At 64.5% G+C, this 17,806-nt stretch carries 19 protein-coding genes; 11 read left to right on the top strand and 8 right to left on the bottom strand.

Annotated features, from left to right (window positions below):
• Window positions 1-71 precede the first annotated feature (71 nt).
• The 3 genes from PST29_RS23540 to PST29_RS23530 form a co-directional block, all read right to left on the bottom strand.
• Entirely contained in the window at window positions 72-668 is a 597-nt protein-coding gene (locus PST29_RS23540; RefSeq protein ID WP_011063080.1) for a superoxide dismutase, read from the bottom strand.
• Window positions 669-844: 176 nt separating this feature from the next.
• Window positions 845-1,447: a LysE/ArgO family amino acid transporter gene (locus PST29_RS23535; protein WP_060840776.1), complete on the bottom strand. Its 603-nt coding sequence runs from the start codon at window positions 1,445-1,447 to the stop codon at window positions 845-847.
• 2 nt (window positions 1,448-1,449) lie between these two features.
• Window positions 1,450-1,854: an ACT domain-containing protein gene (locus tag PST29_RS23530; RefSeq protein ID WP_060840775.1), complete on the bottom strand. Its 405-nt coding sequence runs from the start codon at window positions 1,852-1,854 to the stop codon at window positions 1,450-1,452.
• A 110-nt stretch (window positions 1,855-1,964) separates the two neighbouring features.
• Here PST29_RS23530 and PST29_RS23525 point away from each other — a divergent pair, with 110 nt between their 5' ends.
• The 4 genes from PST29_RS23525 to PST29_RS23510 all read left to right on the top strand — a co-directional run bounded on the left by PST29_RS23525 (window position 1,965) and on the right by PST29_RS23510 (window position 5,872).
• Window positions 1,965-2,864 (top strand): LysR family transcriptional regulator ArgP, encoded by a 900-nt coding sequence (locus tag PST29_RS23525; protein WP_060840774.1) that lies wholly within the window; start codon window positions 1,965-1,967, stop codon window positions 2,862-2,864.
• A 103-nt stretch (window positions 2,865-2,967) separates the two neighbouring features.
• On the top strand, window positions 2,968-3,960 hold the full coding sequence (locus PST29_RS23520) for an NAD-dependent epimerase/dehydratase family protein (RefSeq protein ID WP_060840773.1): 993 nt from the start codon (window positions 2,968-2,970) through the stop codon (window positions 3,958-3,960).
• A gap of 106 nt (window positions 3,961-4,066) precedes the next feature.
• Entirely contained in the window at window positions 4,067-4,906 is an 840-nt protein-coding gene (locus PST29_RS23515) for an ATPase (RefSeq protein WP_060840772.1), read from the top strand.
• Between the two features lie 117 nt (window positions 4,907-5,023).
• Window positions 5,024-5,872, top strand: coding sequence for a cache domain-containing protein (locus PST29_RS23510; RefSeq protein WP_060844462.1), 849 nt, complete (start codon window positions 5,024-5,026; stop codon window positions 5,870-5,872).
• 56 nt (window positions 5,873-5,928) lie between these two features.
• On the opposite strand, the gene PST29_RS23505 is transcribed toward PST29_RS23510, so the two are convergent.
• On the bottom strand, window positions 5,929-7,443 hold the full coding sequence (locus PST29_RS23505; protein WP_060844461.1) for an MDR family MFS transporter: 1,515 nt from the start codon (window positions 7,441-7,443) through the stop codon (window positions 5,929-5,931).
• Between the two features lie 402 nt (window positions 7,444-7,845).
• On the opposite strand from PST29_RS23505, the gene PST29_RS23500 reads away from it, so the two are divergent.
• A complete protein-coding gene (locus tag PST29_RS23500; protein ID WP_060844460.1) occupies window positions 7,846-8,760 on the top strand; it encodes a helix-turn-helix domain-containing protein in 915 nt (304 codons plus the stop codon).
• On the opposite strand, the gene PST29_RS32295 is transcribed toward PST29_RS23500, so the two are convergent.
• A complete protein-coding gene (locus PST29_RS32295) occupies window positions 8,753-8,929 on the bottom strand; it encodes a hypothetical protein (RefSeq protein WP_016968420.1) in 177 nt (58 codons plus the stop codon). The two genes, PST29_RS23500 and PST29_RS32295, sit on opposite strands and share 8 nt — an antisense overlap.
• Window positions 8,930-9,058: 129 nt before the next feature.
• Window positions 9,059-9,964, bottom strand: a complete 906-nt coding sequence (locus PST29_RS23495; protein WP_060840768.1) for a LysR family transcriptional regulator — start codon at window positions 9,962-9,964, stop codon at window positions 9,059-9,061.
• A 113-nt stretch (window positions 9,965-10,077) separates the two neighbouring features.
• On the opposite strand from PST29_RS23495, the gene PST29_RS23490 reads away from it, so the two are divergent.
• Complete coding sequence (locus tag PST29_RS23490; RefSeq protein WP_060840767.1) at window positions 10,078-10,962, top strand: MBL fold metallo-hydrolase; 885 nt, start codon at window positions 10,078-10,080, stop codon at window positions 10,960-10,962.
• A gap of 69 nt (window positions 10,963-11,031) precedes the next feature.
• Complete coding sequence (locus tag PST29_RS23485; RefSeq protein WP_060840766.1) at window positions 11,032-11,646, top strand: NAD(P)-dependent oxidoreductase; 615 nt, start codon at window positions 11,032-11,034, stop codon at window positions 11,644-11,646.
• A gap of 116 nt (window positions 11,647-11,762) precedes the next feature.
• On the opposite strand, the gene PST29_RS23480 is transcribed toward PST29_RS23485, so the two are convergent.
• A complete protein-coding gene (locus tag PST29_RS23480; protein ID WP_060842006.1) occupies window positions 11,763-12,644 on the bottom strand; it encodes a LysR substrate-binding domain-containing protein in 882 nt (293 codons plus the stop codon).
• A 144-nt stretch (window positions 12,645-12,788) separates the two neighbouring features.
• Between PST29_RS23480 and PST29_RS23475 the strand changes: the two genes are divergently transcribed.
• Complete coding sequence (locus PST29_RS23475) at window positions 12,789-14,426, top strand: 5-guanidino-2-oxopentanoate decarboxylase (protein WP_060844459.1); 1,638 nt, start codon at window positions 12,789-12,791, stop codon at window positions 14,424-14,426.
• A complete protein-coding gene (locus PST29_RS23470; protein ID WP_060844458.1) occupies window positions 14,423-15,871 on the top strand; it encodes an aldehyde dehydrogenase family protein in 1,449 nt (482 codons plus the stop codon). The genes PST29_RS23475 and PST29_RS23470 overlap by 4 nt, the downstream gene beginning before the upstream one ends.
• Window positions 15,872-15,896: 25 nt before the next feature.
• On the opposite strand, the gene PST29_RS23465 is transcribed toward PST29_RS23470, so the two are convergent.
• Entirely contained in the window at window positions 15,897-16,826 is a 930-nt protein-coding gene (locus PST29_RS23465) for an AraC family transcriptional regulator (RefSeq protein ID WP_060840763.1), read from the bottom strand.
• Window positions 16,827-17,154: 328 nt separating this feature from the next.
• Here PST29_RS23465 and PST29_RS23460 point away from each other — a divergent pair, with 328 nt between their 5' ends.
• Window positions 17,155-17,520 (top strand): putative quinol monooxygenase, encoded by a 366-nt coding sequence (locus PST29_RS23460; protein WP_060844457.1) that lies wholly within the window; start codon window positions 17,155-17,157, stop codon window positions 17,518-17,520.
• A gap of 9 nt (window positions 17,521-17,529) precedes the next feature.
• The gene (locus tag PST29_RS23455; RefSeq protein WP_060840761.1) at window positions 17,530-17,802 is read left to right on the top strand and encodes a hypothetical protein; all 273 of its coding nucleotides are present in this window, start codon (window positions 17,530-17,532) and stop codon (window positions 17,800-17,802) included.
• Window positions 17,803-17,806: the final 4 nt, after the last annotated feature.

Genomic DNA, 17,806 nt, shown 5'->3' with positions numbered 1-17,806 from the left:
GGACAAGATGCCAGCTTTGTCCAAGGCAAAAAAAACCCGGCCAGGCCGGGTTTTTTGCACTGCAAACGGACTTAAGCGACGAAGTTCTTGCCTTCGAACTGCTCAGCCACGAATTTCCAGTTGACCAGGTTCCAGAACGCCTCGACGTACTTAGGACGAACGTTGCGGTAGTCGATGTAGTAGGCGTGTTCCCAGACGTCGCAGGTCAGCAGCGGGGTGTCGCCGCTGGTCAGCGGGTTGCCGGCGCCGATGGTGCTGGCCAGGGCCAGGGAACCGTCAGCCTTCTTCACCAGCCAGCCCCAGCCGGAACCGAAGGTGCCAACCGAAGTCTTGGTGAATTCTTCTTTGAACTTGTCGAACGAACCGAATGCCGCGTTGATGGCTTCGGCCAGTGCGCCGGTAGGTTGGCCGCCGGCGTTTGGCGCCAGGCAGTTCCAGTAGAAAGTGTGGTTCCAGACCTGGGCTGCGTTGTTGAAGATGCCGCCCGAAGAGGTTTTGACGATCTCTTCCAGAGTCTTGCCTTCGAACTCGGTGCCTGGCACCAGGTTGTTCAGGTTCACGACATAGGTGTTGTGGTGCTTGTCGTGGTGGTATTCCAGGGTTTCCTTGGAAATGTGCGGCTGCAGGGCGTCGTGTGCATAGGGCAGCGGCGGCAATTCGAAAGCCATGATGATTCTCCTAATCAGGTCAGTTGCGGTGAGCGCAAGGCCGATCACGGGCGGCCGGACATGCGCCGGGGAGTTTGTACTCTTTGCGGCGCAGGGATCGGATCATAGCACCGGGGGTGCGGCTTAACCACGCAACAACTGTGTGGGATAGAGGTTCCAGAGCCTTTTGGAATAAGTCACGCAGCGCTGATCAGCTGCAACGCCACGCTGAACATCATCACCGCCACCAGCAGGTCGAGAATCCTCCAGGTGCTCGGTCGGGCGAGCCAGGGAGCCAGCCAGGCGGCGCCCAGGGCCAGGGTGAAGAACCACAACAGCGAAGCACTCGCAGCGCCGACCACATAGGCGCCCGGTTCGGTCTGCTGAGCCCCCAGCGAGCCGATCAGCAGCACGGTGTCCAGGTACACGTGAGGGTTGAGCAGGGTCACCGCCAGGGCGCTGAGCATCACCGCCCGCAGGGAGCGCACGGTCTGGCCTTCGCCCTGTTGCAGGCTTTGCCTGGAGCAGGCCCGGCGCAGCGCCTGGGCTCCGTACCAGATCAGGAACGCCGCCCCGCCCCAGCGCGCCACGGCCAGCAGCATCGGACTCTGGGCGAGCACGGTGGCCAGGCCGAATACTCCGGCGGCCACCAGCAGGGCATCGCAGGTGACGCACAGTGCCGCCACCGGCAGGTGGTGCTCACGGCGCAGACTCTGGGCCAGGACGAAAGCGTTTTGCGTACCGATGGCCATGATCAGGCCGGCGGCCACCAACAGGCCGTTCACATAGCTTTGCCACATGTTCATTGCTCCTCGCCGGCGGCCAGTTGCTGCAGGACCTGCATGGCCCGCTGGGCATCTGCCTGACCGACAAACAGGTGATCGTGGTAGTAGCCGGCGATCACGTTGCAACTGATCCCGGCTCGGCCCAGCGCGCCGGCAAAGGCGGCCGTCAGGCCGACCGCCTGGAGTGCCGAATGCACATTGAGGGTGATCCAGGCCGCGACGTAATCGAAGACCAGCCCCAGGCGTTCGGCCTCCTGCCGCTGGATGATCACCGTCAGGCCTTCCTGTTCGCGAAAACTGCCCAGCACCTCGACGCCCTGCAGCAGGCTGTGGTCGGCGAGGGAACAGAACACGTATTCGCCGTCGTTGAGTTGCGGGCTCATGCTGCGCAGCAGGGTTGTGAGGGAAGTTTCACCGGCCATGAACAGAATCCTTTAACGAAGAGGTATTACCGAGGCTTTAGGCTGGCTATTTTCCGGTTGCATGCCGTATAAGAAAAACCAATATTGCTGATCACTCATTAGGAAAACTGATGTTTGACTACAAGCTGCTTTCCGCCCTGGCTGCGGTGATCGAACAGGCAGGCTTCGAACGGGCGGCCCAGGTGCTGGGGTTGTCGCAGTCGGCGATTTCCCAGCGCATCAAACTGCTGGAGGCCCGGGTCGGGCAGCCGGTGCTGGTGCGGGCGACACCGCCGGCGCCCACGGAAATCGGCCGGCGCCTGCTCAACCATGTGCAACAAGTGCGTCTGTTGGAGCGGGACCTGCAAAGCCTGGTGCCAGCCCTGGATGAAGAAGGGCTGCCGGAGCGCTTGCGCATCGCCCTCAATGCCGACAGCCTGGCCACCTGGTGGGCCCAGGCCGTGGGGGACTTCTGCGCCGAGCATCGCCTGCTGCTGGACCTGGTGGTGGAGGACCAGACCGTGGGCCTCAAGCGCATGCGGGCCGGGGAAGTGGCCGCCTGTGTCTGCGCCAGCGAGCGTCCAGTGGCGGGGGCCCGCAGCCTGCTGTTGGGGGCCATGCGCTACCGGGCCCTGGCCAGCCCGGCATTTGTCGCGCGGCACTTCCCCCAGGGCGTGCGTGCCGAGCAACTGGCCCGGACCCCGGCGCTGGTGTTCGGTCCCGATGACTTCCTGCAGCATCGTTACCTCGCCTCCCTGGGCGTCAACGGCGGTTTCGAGCATCATCTGTGCCCGTCATCCGAAGGCTTCATCCGCCTCACCGAAGCCGGCCTGGGCTGGGGACTGGTGCCCGAGCTGCAGGTTCGCGAGCAACTGCAGCGCGGTTCGCTGGTGGAGCTTTTGCCGGATAAACCCATCGATGTGCCGTTGTACTGGCATCATTGGCGCAATGGCGGGCAGTTGCTCGGGTTGTTGACCGAACACCTGGCTCGTCTATCTGCACAATGGTTGGTGCCCTGGGAGCAGCCATGAGCGTCAAGCGACAGTCAATCCGCGGCTGTGCACTTGCAGCTTGTGGCTCGTGGCTTGTCCCTGCTTTTCTGTGGTTCGTCACTGCTTTTCTTAGGAATATTTCATGAAGATTCTGGTTACCGGCGCAAGCGGCTTCATCGGCGGGCGCTTTGCTCGCTTTGCCCTTGAGCAGGGCCTGGAAGTGCGGGTCAATGGCCGGCGTGCCGAAGCGGTGGAGCATCTGGTGCGCCGCGGCGCGGAGTTCATCCCGGGCGACCTGAGCGACGCCGATCTGGTCCGCGAGCTGTGCCGCGACGTTGATACCGTGGTGCATTGCGCCGGTGCCGTGGGCCTGTGGGGGCGCTATCAGGACTTCCATCTGGGCAATGTGCTGGTCACCGAGAACGTGGTCGAAGCCTGCCTCAAACAGCGGGTGCAACGCCTGGTGCACCTGTCTTCGCCGTCGGTCTATTTTGATGGTCGCGATCATCTGGGGCTGACCGAGGAGCAGGTGCCCAAGCGCTTCAAGCACCCGTATGCGGCCACCAAGTTCCTGGCCGAACAGAAGGTCTTCGGCGCCCAGGAGTTCGGCCTGGAGGTGATTGCGTTGCGCCCGCGCTTTGTTACTGGCGCCGGCGACATGAGCATCTTTCCGCGGCTGTTGAAGATGCAGCGCAAAGGCCGCCTGGCCATCGTCGGCAATGGCCTGAACAAGGTCGACTTCACCAGTGTGCACAACCTCAACGAGGCCCTGTTCAGCAGCCTGCAGGTCGGCGGCTCGGCCCTGGGCAAGGTCTACAACATCAGCAACGGCGCACCGGTGCCGCTGTGGGACGTGGTCAACTACGTGATGCGCCAGATGCAGGTGCCGCAAGTCACCCGCTATCGCTCCTTTGGCCTGGCCTACAGCGTCGCGGCGCTCAACGAGGGGTTCTGCAAGCTCTGGCCCGGACGCCCGGAGCCGACGCTGTCGCGCCTGGGCATGCAGGTCATGGACAAGAACTTCACCCTGGACATCAGTCGCGCCCGGCATTACCTGGGGTATGAGCCCAAGGTCAGTCTGTGGAGCGCCCTGGATGAGTTCTGTACCTGGTGGAAGGCTCAGGACATAAGCTGAAATCAAAGACTGAACCCCGCTTGCCCGGTCCGGTCCATTGGCCGGGCTGATTAGCGGTTTATACTCGCCCCACTCAGCCATCACCGCGGTCCATAAAGGTTGCCCCATGCGTAACGATGCACACGATGACTTCGATGACGTTCCAAGTCTGCGCGCCGATCCCCTCGACGACGATGTCTTCCCCACCACCCACGCTGCCCGCGAACGCACCACCGTGCATTCGCGCAGCACCCCGGTGGTCAAGGTCAAGGGGCCCAGCACCGGTCCTTTGTGGGCACTGGTCGGTGCGCTGTTCTTTGCCTTCATCGGTCTGGCCTGGTGGAGCTTTCAGCAGATCTCGCTGATGGAGCAGCAGCTGGTGGCGACCCAGGAAAGCTTCGCCAGGATCAGCGAAGAGGCGGCCGGACGCTTGCAGGACATTTCCGGGAAGGTGGTGGCCAGCCAGACCAATGTCACCACCGACAGCGAAGCGTTGAAGCTGCAGATCAAACAGTTGGAAAGCCGCTTGCAGGACCAGAGCCGACAGCAGCAGGGCGTGGCCGGCCAGGCCACCGACCTGGACAAGCGCCTGGCGCAGATGAGTGCCCAGACCAGCGAACAGCAGGCGGCCAACAGCCAGTTGCAGGCCCAGGTCAAAGCCCTGAGTGCTGAGCTGGCGAGCCTCAAGGGCGCCCAGAGCGATGCCGGCAAGCTCGATGCCCAGCTCAAGAGTCTGAACGCCGATCTGGCCGCGCTGAAAAAACAGGGCAACCCGAGCGCCGCCATCGAGCGCCTGGAACAGGAACTGGTGGTGCTCAAGAGCGAACAGGACAATCGTCCCGCCGCCGCGCAGAACGGCGCCAGCACTGCCGAGTTCGATGCCTTCCGTGGTCAGGTCACCCGCAACATCAATACCCTGCAAAGCCAGATCCAGAACCTGCAGCAGCAGATCAACAACCGTCCTTGAAGGCTCAGCCCCCCGCCTGTGGTGGCGGGGGAGGGCCAGCCAGGGTTTGCTGAATACTCGACCATATCCTGCCGCCGTCTACGCTCTTCACACGCCAACGGGAACGAGGAGCGAGCGATGAGGCGAGTGAAGAACACGAACTGGCTGGGATGGCTGCTTTGGCTCTGCATGGGGTCGCTGCAGGCGGCGGTACCGGCTGCCGATGATTCGGTGGCGGCCCGCGCCTTGCTGGAAAAGGCCCTGCGTTATTACCACGACCAGGGTGACAAGGCGTTCGCGGCGTTCAGTCGTCAAGGCGAGTTCGTCGATCGCGATCGTTATGTGTTCGTGGTCGATACCCGGGGCGTGATGCTGGCCAGTGGCGGTCCTTCGTCGGCGCTGATTGGCCGTGATGTCTCCGAGGTGCTGGGGCCGGACCTGCGCAAGGCGTTCAAGGACGCGCTGAAGACTCCCGAGGCCAATGGCATCCAGCAGGCCGAATACCGCTGGCAGAACTGGGCCGACGGCAAGATCGAGCGCAAGCATGTGTATTTCCAGCGTATCGGCGAGCGCATCCTGGCAGTGGGGTATTACCTGCCACGGGCCTCGGCCGACCAGGCCAAGGCCTTGCTGGAACGGGCGGCCATGGCCTTGGAGCGCGACCGCGCCGGCACCCTCAAAGCCATCAATGATCTGCGGGGCGGGTTTCTCGAAGACGATCTGTATGTGTTCGTGGTGGACCTCGACAGCCGGCGCTATCTGGCCCACGGCACCAACCTGCGGCTGCTCAACACCGATTTCGCCAAGATCAGGGATCCCGAGGGCAAGCCGGTGGGGGAACCGATCCTGGCGCTCATGGCTCGCCAGGACCAGGGGGAATACCAGTACCGCTGGAAGAATCCGGTGACCGGCAAGGTCGAGGACAAGCACGCCTATCTGCGCAAGGTGGGCCGGGTGCTGGTTGCGGTGGGCTACTACAGCCCCTGACTCCCGGTTGCGGGCCGCTGGCCGCCCTGGTCCGGCGGCTGGCGGCGGGTTGTCCCTCAGGCCTTGTCTTCACGCCCGCGCAACAGCCGGTTGGGCATGGCAATGGCTGCCGCCAGACCCAGCAGGGAAACCCCGGCACTGACCAGCAGCAGATGGCGGAAGGTCAGCAACAGTTCGTTGCGCAAGGCCTCCCGCGCGGGACCGGGGGCGGCATTCAGGCCGTCCAGCAGCGCGTTGCCGGATTGGCCTTCGCCCATCAGCCCGGCGCCGCTTAAATGGGCCAGGCTGGAATCCTGCAGCAAGGCCAGCAGCAGCGCCGACATCAGCGCCACCCCCACCGCACCGCCCAGGGCGCGAAACAGGTTGGTGGTGCTGGTGGCGACGCCGATGTCCCGCTGCTCCACCGAGTTCTGGCTGCCCACCAGGGAGGTGGGGAACTGCATGCCGCTGGCGATTCCGCAGAGCAACATGCACAGGCCGCTCGGCAGCAGCGCTTGGGGCGGCACCAGGGCCATGCCGAGAATCGCCAGCGGCATCAGCAGCGCGCCACCGAGGATCATGGGTTTATAGCGTCCGGTCACCGAGGTCAGGCGGCCGGCGCAGTAGGCGCCCATGGGCAGGCCCATGGCCAGGGGCAGCAGGTGCAGGGCGGCGCTGTCGGCCCCGGCCCCGGTGATGCTCTGAAAGCGCAGCGGCATCAGCACGATCAGCGAGATGGCCTGGAAGCTGGTGAAGAAGATCGTGCACCAGCACAGCAGCGCGTTGCGGTTGGCGAACAGGTGCATCGGCAGCAGGGGTTCCCGGGCCCGTCGTTCATGCCAGACGAACAGGGCCAGGACGATGACGGCGATGGCCAGCAGGTCGAGCACGTCGGCACTGCGCCAGGAATGGCCCTGGCCCACCTGCGTGATGCCCAGCAGCAGGGCGCTCAGGCCGATGATCAGCAGCACGGTGCCGAGGTAGTCGATGATCGGTTTGCGCTGGGGCACCGGCAACCCTACCAGGGTGCGATGGGCCACCCACCAGGCGCCCAGGCCCAGGGGCAGGTTGATCAGAAACACCCAGCGCCATGAGAGAAACTCGGTCATGTAGCCGCCCAGCACCGGGCCGGCGACACTGGCCACCGCGTACATGCTGCTGAAGTAGCCTTGGTAGCGACCGCGCTCCCGGGGCGGGACTATGTCGCCGATGATCGCCTGGCTCACCGAGATCATGCCGCCGGCACCGATGCCCTGGAAGATCCGCGCCAGCACCAGTTGCTCCATGTTCTGTGCCAGGCCGCAGAACAGCGACGCCAGGGTGAACAGGCCCATGCCGAACAGCATCAGCCGTCGCCGGCCATAGAGATCGCCGAGCTTGCCGTAGATCGGCACGGCCACGGTCATTGCCACCATGTAGCCGGAGATGACCCAGGCCAGCAGGCTGACATCCTTGAACTGGGCGGAAATGGCCGGCATGGAGACAGCGACGATGGTCTGGTCCAGGGCGCCGAGAAAGATCGCCAGCATCAGGGCGATCAGCACGCTGCGGATGGCCGGTTTGGTCGGGACGGGTTGTTGGAGGTGAGTCACGAAAGAACCTGCGGGCGGTAATTGACCCGGTGCGGCAAGGCCGGCGGGGTTAGGCGCCAGTGTACTCGATAGGGAGCTATCGGATAGCTCCGCCAGCCTGGTGCCGGGAGATTTTCATGCAGGTTTTTCAACTCGGGGTGTCGCGCCAGACCATCTCGTCTGCCGCGTTCCGGAAAAGCTTTGTGGCACTTGCTGATGCCAGGTAATGGGACGCATTCTGTATAGTGTCGGCCCTGTACCGGCAGCCTGAACCTTGACTGTACGAATGTTCATTTGTGTGTGCGGAGCTTGCATTTTTCCTGGGTGAACCTGTCAATTGACCGGTGGAACCTGGCGGTTACCCGAGCATTTCGCCGATCGGTGCAAATGTCCCCCCGATACTCTGAGGCCTGGACTGTAGTGATGAACAAGCCTGCCCTTGCGCCCATTCCCGTGTTCAAACTCTATGGCGAAAGCCTGGGCTGGCCGACCCCGGACCTGCTTCATTGCGAACCCATCAGCCAGCGCAGCCGCGAGCACCATTGGGAAATAAAACCCCATCGACACGCCGACCTCTGCCAGTTGCTGTTTATCAGTCGCGGGCAGGCGCAGTTGCAGGTCGAAGGGCAGCACAGGCTGCTGGACGAGCCGCTGGTCCAGGTGTTGCCACCGCTGTCGGTGCATGGCTTTCGTTTTTCCGAAGACATCGAAGGCTTTGTCGTGACCCTGGCGGCGCCGCTGGTCAGCCACTTGCAAGCTCAGTTGGGAGCCTCGGCAACCGCCCTGGCGAAGTCGGGCAGCTATCCGGCCGGGGAGGATACGCAATACCTGAACGGGCAGTTCGCCGCCCTGCAGAACGAATACCAGGGACAGCAACCTGCCCGGGAAATGCTCATGCATGCGCTGGTGAGCACGATCGTGGTCTGGATCGGGCGCCGGGCTCTGCAGTGCAGCAGTGCCAGCCAGCGTCCGCAGCGCGCCCGGGAATATTTCAATGGCTTCATTCAGTTGGTCGAGGCCCATTACCGCGAGCATCTGAAGGTCGAGGATCTGGCGCAGAAACTCGGTATCTCGGTGTCGCACCTCAATGGCACCTGCCGTGAGCTGGCCGGGCAACCGGCGCTGCAGATCATCCACCAGCGCCAGTTGCTGGAAGCCAAGCGCCTGCTGACCTACACCGGGATGACCATCTACGAGATCTCCGATGAGCTGGGGTTTTCCGACCCTACCAACTTCACCCGGCTGTTCCGGCGCCGCGAAGGCATCTCGCCCAAGGTGTTCCGCGACCGGCTCAAGGCCGATCAGGCCGGAGATGGCGTGGCGTCGCCACTCACCTGAGGGCGTTCAGGGTGGCGTTGTGGGGGATGCAGCGTTCCAGGTTGCAGCTGGCGTAGTTGCGCGGCTGCATGCGGGCCTGCTCGACGCGATAAGCCGCGGTACCGTAAAGCGCCAGGGTCACGGTGCAGGTCATGAAGATGGCCAGGTACCTTCTTGTCTTGACGTTCATGGCTAAAACCTCTGAACCAATACCCCCGTCATTTGAGGGGGTACTGTTATCAGCATAGGTCAGTTGCCGTTGCTTGCCAGACCGCTGGCCGGTCTGATTGGCGAGGTATTCAGCGGTTCGATCGTATGGCTAGAGCCCCACGTCCCAGAGCGGTTCCTGGGGGAATCTGAGGACCAGGAAGTCCAGCATGCTGCGCAGGGTGGCGGGCATGTGCTTGCGTGAGGCGTAGACCGCGTACATGTTCATCTTGCGCGGTTCTGCATGGGGCAGCAGGCGCACCAGCTCTGCGCGCTTGATGTACTCCCCGGCCTGGTAGCTGGGGAGCATGGCGATACCGGCGCCGGCCACGGTGGCGCGCAGCAGGGTGCTGGCTTCGTTGGCGCTGATGTTGCCCTGTACCGGTACTGACACCTGCTCGCCGTCCTGTTCGAAATGCCACAGGCTCTTGCCGAAGTAGGAGTGGGTCAGGCAGTTGTGCCGGCTCAGCTCTTCCACCCGTTGCGGTGCCGGGTGTTCGCGCAGATAGGCCGGGGACGCGCAGATCACCGAGCGGCAGACGGTCAGGCGGCGGGCGATCAGGTTCGGGTCCAGGTCGTTGCTGGTACGGATGGCCAGGTCGATGCGCTCATCCACCAGGTTCACCGTGCGGTCGAGCATCTGCAGGTCGATGCTCACGCCCGGATAGCGTTTGACGTAGTCGGCCATGGCATCGGCCAGTTGCGATTGGCCGAACGAGGTACTGACGCTGATGCGCAGCAGCCCGCGGGGCGCGTCATCAGGTTCGCCGACCGCCGCCTGCATGTCGTTGGACAACTCCAGCATCTGTCGGCAGCGGGGCAGGATCTCGCCGCCGGCGGCGGTCAGACTCAGCTTGCGCGTGGTGCGGTGCATCAACCGCGCGCCGACCCAGTCCTCCAGTTCCGCCAGATAGCGTGAAACCACCGGTCGCGACAGGTCCAGGTGGTCGGCGGCGGCCGATTGGCTGCCCAGGTCGACGACGGTGACGAAGACCCGCATTGCTTGGAGACGATCCATGATTTGCCCGCTTTCAGAAACAAACTATGTTCAAGCATCGCATTTTTTGTAACGAGACTGGCAACTAAGCTTGCTCCACTTCTCACCTGTCAATCGATGCCGGAGCTGCCTTCATGATCGGATTCACCTCACTCAAACGCCTGCTGCTGGCCACCGCCACCCTGGGTTTTGCCGCCCATGCCGCAGCCGCCGAGCCCAGCCTGCAACTGGATGTCTACAACCCGGGCGCCAATGCCATCTTCCCGGTGACCTCGGTGCTGGTCAGCGGCAAGAAGGACGCCATCCTGGTGGACGCCCAGTTCGGCAAGTCCCAGGCCCAGCAACTGGTGGAAAAGATTCGCGCCAGCGGCAAGCACCTGACCACCATCTACATCAGCCACGGTGACCCGGACTACTACTTCGGCCTCGACACCCTGACCGCCGCCTTCCCCGACGCCAAGGTCGTGGCTTCGCAGCCGACCGTGGATCACATCAAGGCCACGGTGGACGGCAAGCTGGCGTTCTGGGGCCCGAAAATGGGCGCTGACGTGCCGGCCAAGACCATCGTGCCCGGTGTGCTCAAGGGCCACAGCCTGACCCTGGAAGGGCAGAAGCTCGAAGTCATCGGCCTGGACGGCAAGCAGCCGGACCGCAGCTTTGTCTGGATTCCGTCGATCAAGGCGGTGGTCGGTGGCGTGGTGGTCGCGGAAAACATTCACGTGTGGATGGCCGATACCCAGACGCCACAGTCCCATACCGACTGGCTGAGCACCCTGAAGACCATCGAGGGCCTGCAACCCAAGACCGTGATCCCCGGGCACTTCCTGGGTGACAGCGCCCGTACCCTGGCCCCGGTGCACTTCACCGCGGACTACATCAAAGCCTTCGATGAAGAGACAGCCAAGGCCAAGGATTCTGCCGCACTGATCGCGGCCATGAAGAAGCGTTACCCGGACCTGGGCGAAGACAGCTCCCTGGAGCTGAGCGCCAAGGTCGCCAAGGGCGAAATGAAGTGGTGACACCGGTTTGACCCGCTCCCCTGTGGGGGCGGATGCCTCTGTACTCTCTTAGCCAACTGGAGACACATCATGAGCAACATCGCAATCATTGGCGCCACCGGCCGTGCCGGTAGCCAACTGCTGGAAGAAGCCCTGCGTCGCGGTCACAGCGTCACCGCCATCGCCCGTAGCACAGCGAAGATCGGCCAGCGTGCCGGCGTGGTCACCCGCGAAGTGGATGTGGCCGACAGTGCTGCGTTGCAGGCGGCAGTGGCCGGTCACGACGTGGTGATCAGTGCCGCGCATTTTTCCACCATCCCGGCCAATGCCATCATCGATCCGGTGAAAAAGGCCGGGGTCAAGCGTCTGCTGGTGGTGGGCGGTGCCGGTTCGCTGCTGTTGCCCGGCGGCGGCAAGGTCATCGACAGCCCGGGCTTCCCGGAGGAGTACAAGGCCGAGGCCAGCGCCGGTGGCGTGTACCTGGACACCTTGCGCAAGGAGCAGGATCTGGACTGGACCTTCCTTTCGCCATCGGCGGAGTTCGTCGAAGGTGAACGTACCGGGCACTTCCGCCTGGGCCAGGACGATCTCTTGGTGAGCGCCGAAGGCCGCAGCTGGATCAGCTTTGCCGACTACGCCATCGCCCTGCTCGATGAAGTGGAAAAACCGGCTCATCGCCGTCAGCGTTTCACCGTTGGTTACTGATTAGCGGCCGATTGCCCCGGCAGCCGCCTGCTCCAGGCGGCTAACGGGGTGTTGCACTCAGTGTCGAAGGCCCCACGCGGGCCTTTTTGCTGTCTACCGGCATCAGGTTTTCTGCTTCAGCGCTGTCGGGCCTGTTCCACCAGCCAGTCCAGCAGTTCCTGCAGGGCCGCCGAAGGCCCCGGACGCTCCGGGTACACCAGGTAATACGCCTGCCCCGTGGGCACCTTCAATTCAAAGGGCATGACCAGCCGCCCGGCACTCAGGTCATCGCCAATCAACGCCCAGTCGCCAATCGCCACGCCCGTGCCCTGGGACGCCACGGACATCGCCAGGTCCAGGGTTTCGAAGTGCTGGCCCTTGCCCAGGGTGTCCAGTGGCGTACCGGCGGCCTTGAGCCAGGTCTGCCAGTCCCGTTGGTCATGGGATGGGTGCAACAGCAGGTGCTGTTGCAGGTCGGCTGGGCTTTTGAGCGGTACCGGGCCTTCCAGCAGCGGCTGGGAGCAGACCGGGGTCAGCTGTTCATTGAACAGGTGCCGCGAGCCCAGGGTCGGGGGCGGCGGCGCGCCATACATCACCGCCGCGTCAAACGGCTCGCGGCCGAAATCCACCCCGTGGGCAATGGTCGTGGTCAGTTGCACCGGCACCTCGGGGCGCTCCTTCTGCCACTGCAGCAAGCGGGGCAGCAGCCAGCGCATCACACAGGTCGGGGCCTTGAGCCGCAGGTGGCGATTGCGCCCGCCGATCTCGTCCACCGCACCATTGATCAGTTCGAACACCTGCTGCACCCGCGGCAGCCATTCCCGGCCTTCGGCCGTGAGGCTCAGGCCGCGGGCCTGGCGCTGGAACAACGGATAACCCAGGTGGCTTTCCAGTCCGGCGATCTGCCGGCTCACGGCGCCTTGCGTGATGTGCAGTTGCTCGGCGGCGCGGGTGAAGTTGCAGCACTGGGCGGTGACCAGAAAAGTGTGCAGCGCGGGCAGGGGGGGAAGGCGTTTCATGGGGAGCCAAGGCATGACGTGGGGACATGGCTAGTATGACTTTTTATCCATTGTTGCGGCTACCGGCGCGCCGTTCCAATAGCCCTCTCCCGGCGCCCGGCAGTGGCGCCCGCCGGGTATCCAATCAACAAGAAGGGCGATGAGATGGCGACGTGCGGTGAAGTACTGGTCAAGTTACTCGAGGGCTATGGCGTCGAGCAGGTGTTCGGCATTCCGGGGGTGCATACGGTCGAGCTGTACCGCGGCCTGGCCCGTTCTTCCATCAAGCACGTCACCCCACGGCATGAACAGGGGGCCGGTTTCATGGCCGATGGCTACGCCCGCACCCGTGGCAAGCCCGGCGTGTGTTTCATCATCACCGGTCCCGGCATGACCAACATCACCACCGCCATGGGCCAGGCCTACGCCGACTCGATCCCGATGCTGGTGATCTCCAGCGTGCAGACCCGCAGCCAACTGGGCGGCGGACGCGGCAAGCTGCACGAGTTGCCCAACCAGAGTGCGCTGGTCAGTGGCGTGGCGGCGTTTTCCCATACCCTGATGAGCGCCGACGAGCTGCCGGCAGTGCTGGCCCGGGCCTTCGCCCTGTTCCAGGCCGGGCGTCCACGGCCGGTGCACATCGAGATTCCCCTCGATGTACTGGTCCAGGAAGCCGACCACTTGCTGGCTTGCGAGCCGGTGCAGATCGCCCGTGCCGGCGCCGCCCCGGCGGCCATCGCGCAGATGAGCCAGCTCTTGGCCAACGCCAAGCGGCCGTTGATTCTGGCCGGTGGTGGCGCCATTGACGCCGCAGAGGCCCTGACTCACCTGGCGGAACGGCTGCAAGCGCCGGTGGCCCTGACCATCAACGCCAAGGGCCTGCTGCCGTCGGCGCATCCGCTGCTGATCGGCTCCACCCAGTCGCTGGTGGCGACCCGGGCCCTGGTGGCGGAGGCCGACGTGGTGCTGGCCATCGGCACCGAACTGGCGGAAACCGACTATGACGTGACCTTCGCCGGTGGTTTTGAAATTCCCGGTGCCTTGCTGCGCATCGATATCGACCCCGACCAGACCGTGCGCAACTACCCGCCGAAAGTGGCATTGGTGGCCGACGCACAGATTGCAGCCCAAGCGCTGCTGGCAGAATTGTCGCGCCAGCCCTTGAGTGCCCGGAGCACCGATTGGGGCCCGGTTCGGGCTGCGGCCCTGCGCAGCGAACTCGAAGGCCTGTGGGACGCGCCGACCCGGGCCCAGACCCGGTTGCTGGAAACCGTGCTCGAGGAGTTGCCGGAGATCGTCGTGGTGGGCGATTCCACCCAGCCGGTGTACAGCGGCAACCTGACCTTCAACCCCGAGCAGCCACGACGCTGGTTCAATGCCTCCACCGGCTACGGCACCTTGGGTTATGCCTTGCCGGCGGCGATTGGTGCCTGGCTCGGCGGCGGCTCGCAGCCCAGCCAGCGCCGGCCGGTGGCCTGCCTGATCGGCGACGGTGGCTTGCAGTTCACGCTCGCGGAACTGGCCTGCGCGGTCGAGGCGCAGACCCCGATCATCGTCCTGCTGTGGAATAACCAGGGCTACGAAGAGATCAAGAAATACATGGTCAACCGCGCCATCGAGCCGGTGGGCGTCGACATCTACACCCCGGATTTCATCGCCGTGGCCAAGGGCCTGGGGTGCGCCGCCGAGCGCATCGACACCGCCGAGCAACTGCGTGCGGCATTGCGCGCGGCGGTGGATCGCCAGGGCCCGACCCTGATTGAAATCGACCAGAACCGCTGGACCCAGGGAGTCACGGCATGAGCGCGCAAGCGGTGTTGAACGGGCTGTACATCGACGGCCAATGGTCGGCGGGCGACGCGCTGTTGCAGGTCATCAGCCCCGTTACCGAGGCCCCGCTGGCGCAGGTGGCGGGGGGCGGTGCCGAGGCGGTGGATCAGGCATTGCAGGCCGCCACCCAAAGTTTCGCGCGCTGGTCGCAAAGCAGTGGGGCCGAGCGTGCCGCGGTGCTGCGCAGGATTGCCCGCGGCGTCGCCGAGCGCCGTGAGCGCCTGATGCACTTGCAGTCGAGCAACAACGGCAAGCCGCAGTTCGAAGCCGCGATGGACGTGGACGATGTGATTGCCACCTTCGACTATTACGCCGGGCTGGCCGAGGGGCTGGACCGGGCCCAGGACACCGAGGTGGCGCTGCCCAGCGCCGACTTCAGCGCCCGCTTGCGCCGCGAGCCCTGTGGCGTGGTCGGGCTGATCGTGCCGTGGAACTTCCCCATGGTCACCACCGCCTGGAAGCTCGCGCCCGCTCTGGCGGCGGGCTGTTGCGTGGTGCTCAAGCCTTCGGAAGTGACCCCGCTGGCGGAGCTGGAGCTGGCGGCGATCATTGCCGACAGCGGCTTGCCCGATGGCGTGTTCAACCTGGTGTGCGGCACCGGCCTGGCGGTGGGCGCGCCGTTGGCGGCGGACCCGCGCGTGGCGAAGATTTCCTTCACCGGCAGCAATGCGGTGGGGGTCCAGGTGATGCAGCGGGCGGCGGAAACCGTCAAGGGCGTGAGCCTGGAACTGGGCGGCAAGTCATCCTTGCTGGTGCTGGCCGATGCCGACCTGGACCTGGCGGTGGAGCTGGCCTGTGGCGGCGGTTTCTTCAATGCCGGGCAGATGTGCTCGGCCACCAGCCGGGTGTTGGTCGCCGACGAACTGGCCGATGAATTCCTCTTGCGGCTCAAGGCCCGGACCGAGGCTATTCGGGTGGGCGACCCGTGCGACCCGGAGGTGACCATGGGCCCGCTGGTCAACCAGGCGCAATACCGGCGCGTGCTGGCGCACATCGAGCGCGGCTTGAATGTCGGCGCCAGGCTGGTGTGTGGCGGCGGCCGTCCGGTGGGGTTGGCCCAGGGCTTTTTCATCCAGCCCACGGTGTTCACCGAAGTGCCGTTGGACAGCGCCCTGTGGCGCGAAGAGATCTTTGGCCCGGTGCTTTGCGTGCGCAGCTTCAGCCGCGAACAGGAGGCGATCGCCCTGGCCAACGACAGCGAGTTCGGCCTGGTGGCCAGCGTGGTGGGAGCGGACCTGGACAATGCCGAACGGGTCGCCAATGCCTTGCAGGCCGGCCTGGTATGGATCAACGCGCCCCAGGTGATCTTTCCCCAGACCGCCTGGGGCGGTTACAAGCAGAGCAGCATCGGCCGCGAACTGGGCCCCTGGGGCCTGCAGGCGTTCCAGGAACTCAAGCACGTCATCCGCGCCCTGTAGGCGCCGGCTTGCCGGCGAACCCGGGTTACCCGCCAACCCGCAGGCGCGCCATGTCCCGCAACGGCGGCGCGCCGAACAGCCGACTGTATTCGCGGCTGAACTGCGACGGGCTTTCATAGCCGACCCGGTAACCCGCCGCCGAAGCTTCCAGCCCTTCGGCCAGCATCAAGCGCCGGGCTTCCTGCAGGCGCAGCTGTTTCTGGTACTGCAACGGGCTCATGGCGGTCATGGCCTTGAAGCGGTGGTGCAGGGTCGACACGCTCAGGTTGACTTCCCGGGCCAGCTCATCGATGCGCAGTGGGTGGACGAAATTGCCGTTGAGCCACTTGATGGCCTGGTTGACCCGGTGCCCCTGGCTGTTGGCGGTGGCGATCTCATACAGGCGGTGGCCCTGGGGGCTGCGCAGCAGGCGATAGAGAATTTCCCGGCGCACCAGGGGCGCGAGCATGGCGATGTCTTTCGGGGTGTCCAGCAGGCGGGTCAGGCGCAGCACCGCGTCGAGCATCGCCGGGTCCAGGCGTTCCACGTACAGGCCGCGCCCGGTGGGCCGGGCAGGGACGCCGAGGGGGCCGGCATCGGCGATCAGCGCATTGATTTCGCCGGGGTCGATGTCCAGGCGCAGGGCCAGGATCGGCTCCTGCGGCGACACGATTGCCACCTTGCCGCTCAGCGGTACGGAAACCGAGACCACCAGGTAATTCAGAGGGTCGTAGTTGTAGCTTTCATCGGCCAGGCGCACTTCCTTGCGGCCCTGGGCCATGATGCACAGCGCCGGTTGCGCCAGCACCGAGCCGAAGTGATGGGAGGTGCTGTGGCGCGAGACGAACAGCGAGTCGATGGCGGTGGCGTAGCTGCCGTCTTCGGTGGTGTTGCGCGCGATGATCGCGGCCAGTTCCACGCGCTGGCGTTCCATCTCCGGAGCCAGGGGCGGCGGCAGGGTATCCAGTGATGACATGGGGCGCCTCGGGGTGTTTGCAGTCGGCACAGCTTAAGTTTGTGCAAGAGTCGCGGGTAGGCGAATCCTGCGTAAAACTTGCCTGATCCTGCTGCTTGCGCGCGGGATAGACAAGAGGCGCCGACGCCCGGGCGCGTCACTTGCTTGAAACGCCGCGGTAACGCTTTTGCCCCATGCCGCCGCCCAAGCGATGGAGAAAGCGGCTGGTCGCAGGATTGGGCAAATCAACGGCAGAAATCGACTAACGCGCGAAAGGGCCCGCCCCGTATCGTTGATCCTGTCGCAGCCCGTCCCCGGCTGCCTCGACAACACCCTGGGAGGGTCGCACATGTCCACGCATATTCCGGTCAGTCACATGGCCTTTGTCCGAGCCCGGGCCGGGCGTTCCAAGGAACTGGGTGCACGCTTGAGCAGCCTGATCGAACCGTCGCGCCAGGCCAGCGGTTGCCTGCACTTCGCCCTGCAGCATTCGCAGTGCGATGCCGACCTGTGGCTGGTGTCCGGTTTCTGGAGCAGCCAGCAGGCGATGACCGCCTATTTCAGCTCGCCGGCCATGGCGATCTTTGCCGAGCTGGTGCAGGACCTGGTGGTCAACAGCCTGGATTTTCATACCTTCAGTACGGTGTCGGCGCTGCAAGCCCATGGCGAATACCCCCAACTGCAGCGTGCACCGCTGCACAAGCTGGCCAGTTGAAGGTTTAGAATGGCCGACTTTTCATTGGCCAGGACTTGCAACATGGCACGCAAAGAGTTTGCACATTACGAAGCCGTTTCCGCGGTGGTTCCGGGGGAGGGCGGATACAGCGCCGCCATCGCCGTCAAAGCCCTCGGAGCATCGGGCGCCCCGCGCTTTCACAAAGTCCTGGATGAGCAGAGGTTCAAGACTGCCCATGACGCCGACCAGGCTGCCGCACAACAACTCGAACAGCTGGCCGACGTCGATCAGGACGGCGAATTGAGCTGGAAAGCCGACTGATTCG

This window comes from Pseudomonas sp. St29 (assembly GCF_001547915.1).
Taxonomy (GTDB): domain Bacteria; phylum Pseudomonadota; class Gammaproteobacteria; order Pseudomonadales; family Pseudomonadaceae; genus Aquipseudomonas.
The sequence above is the reverse complement of the archived record's forward strand: the minus strand, read 5'-3'. Positions and strand labels throughout refer to the sequence as shown.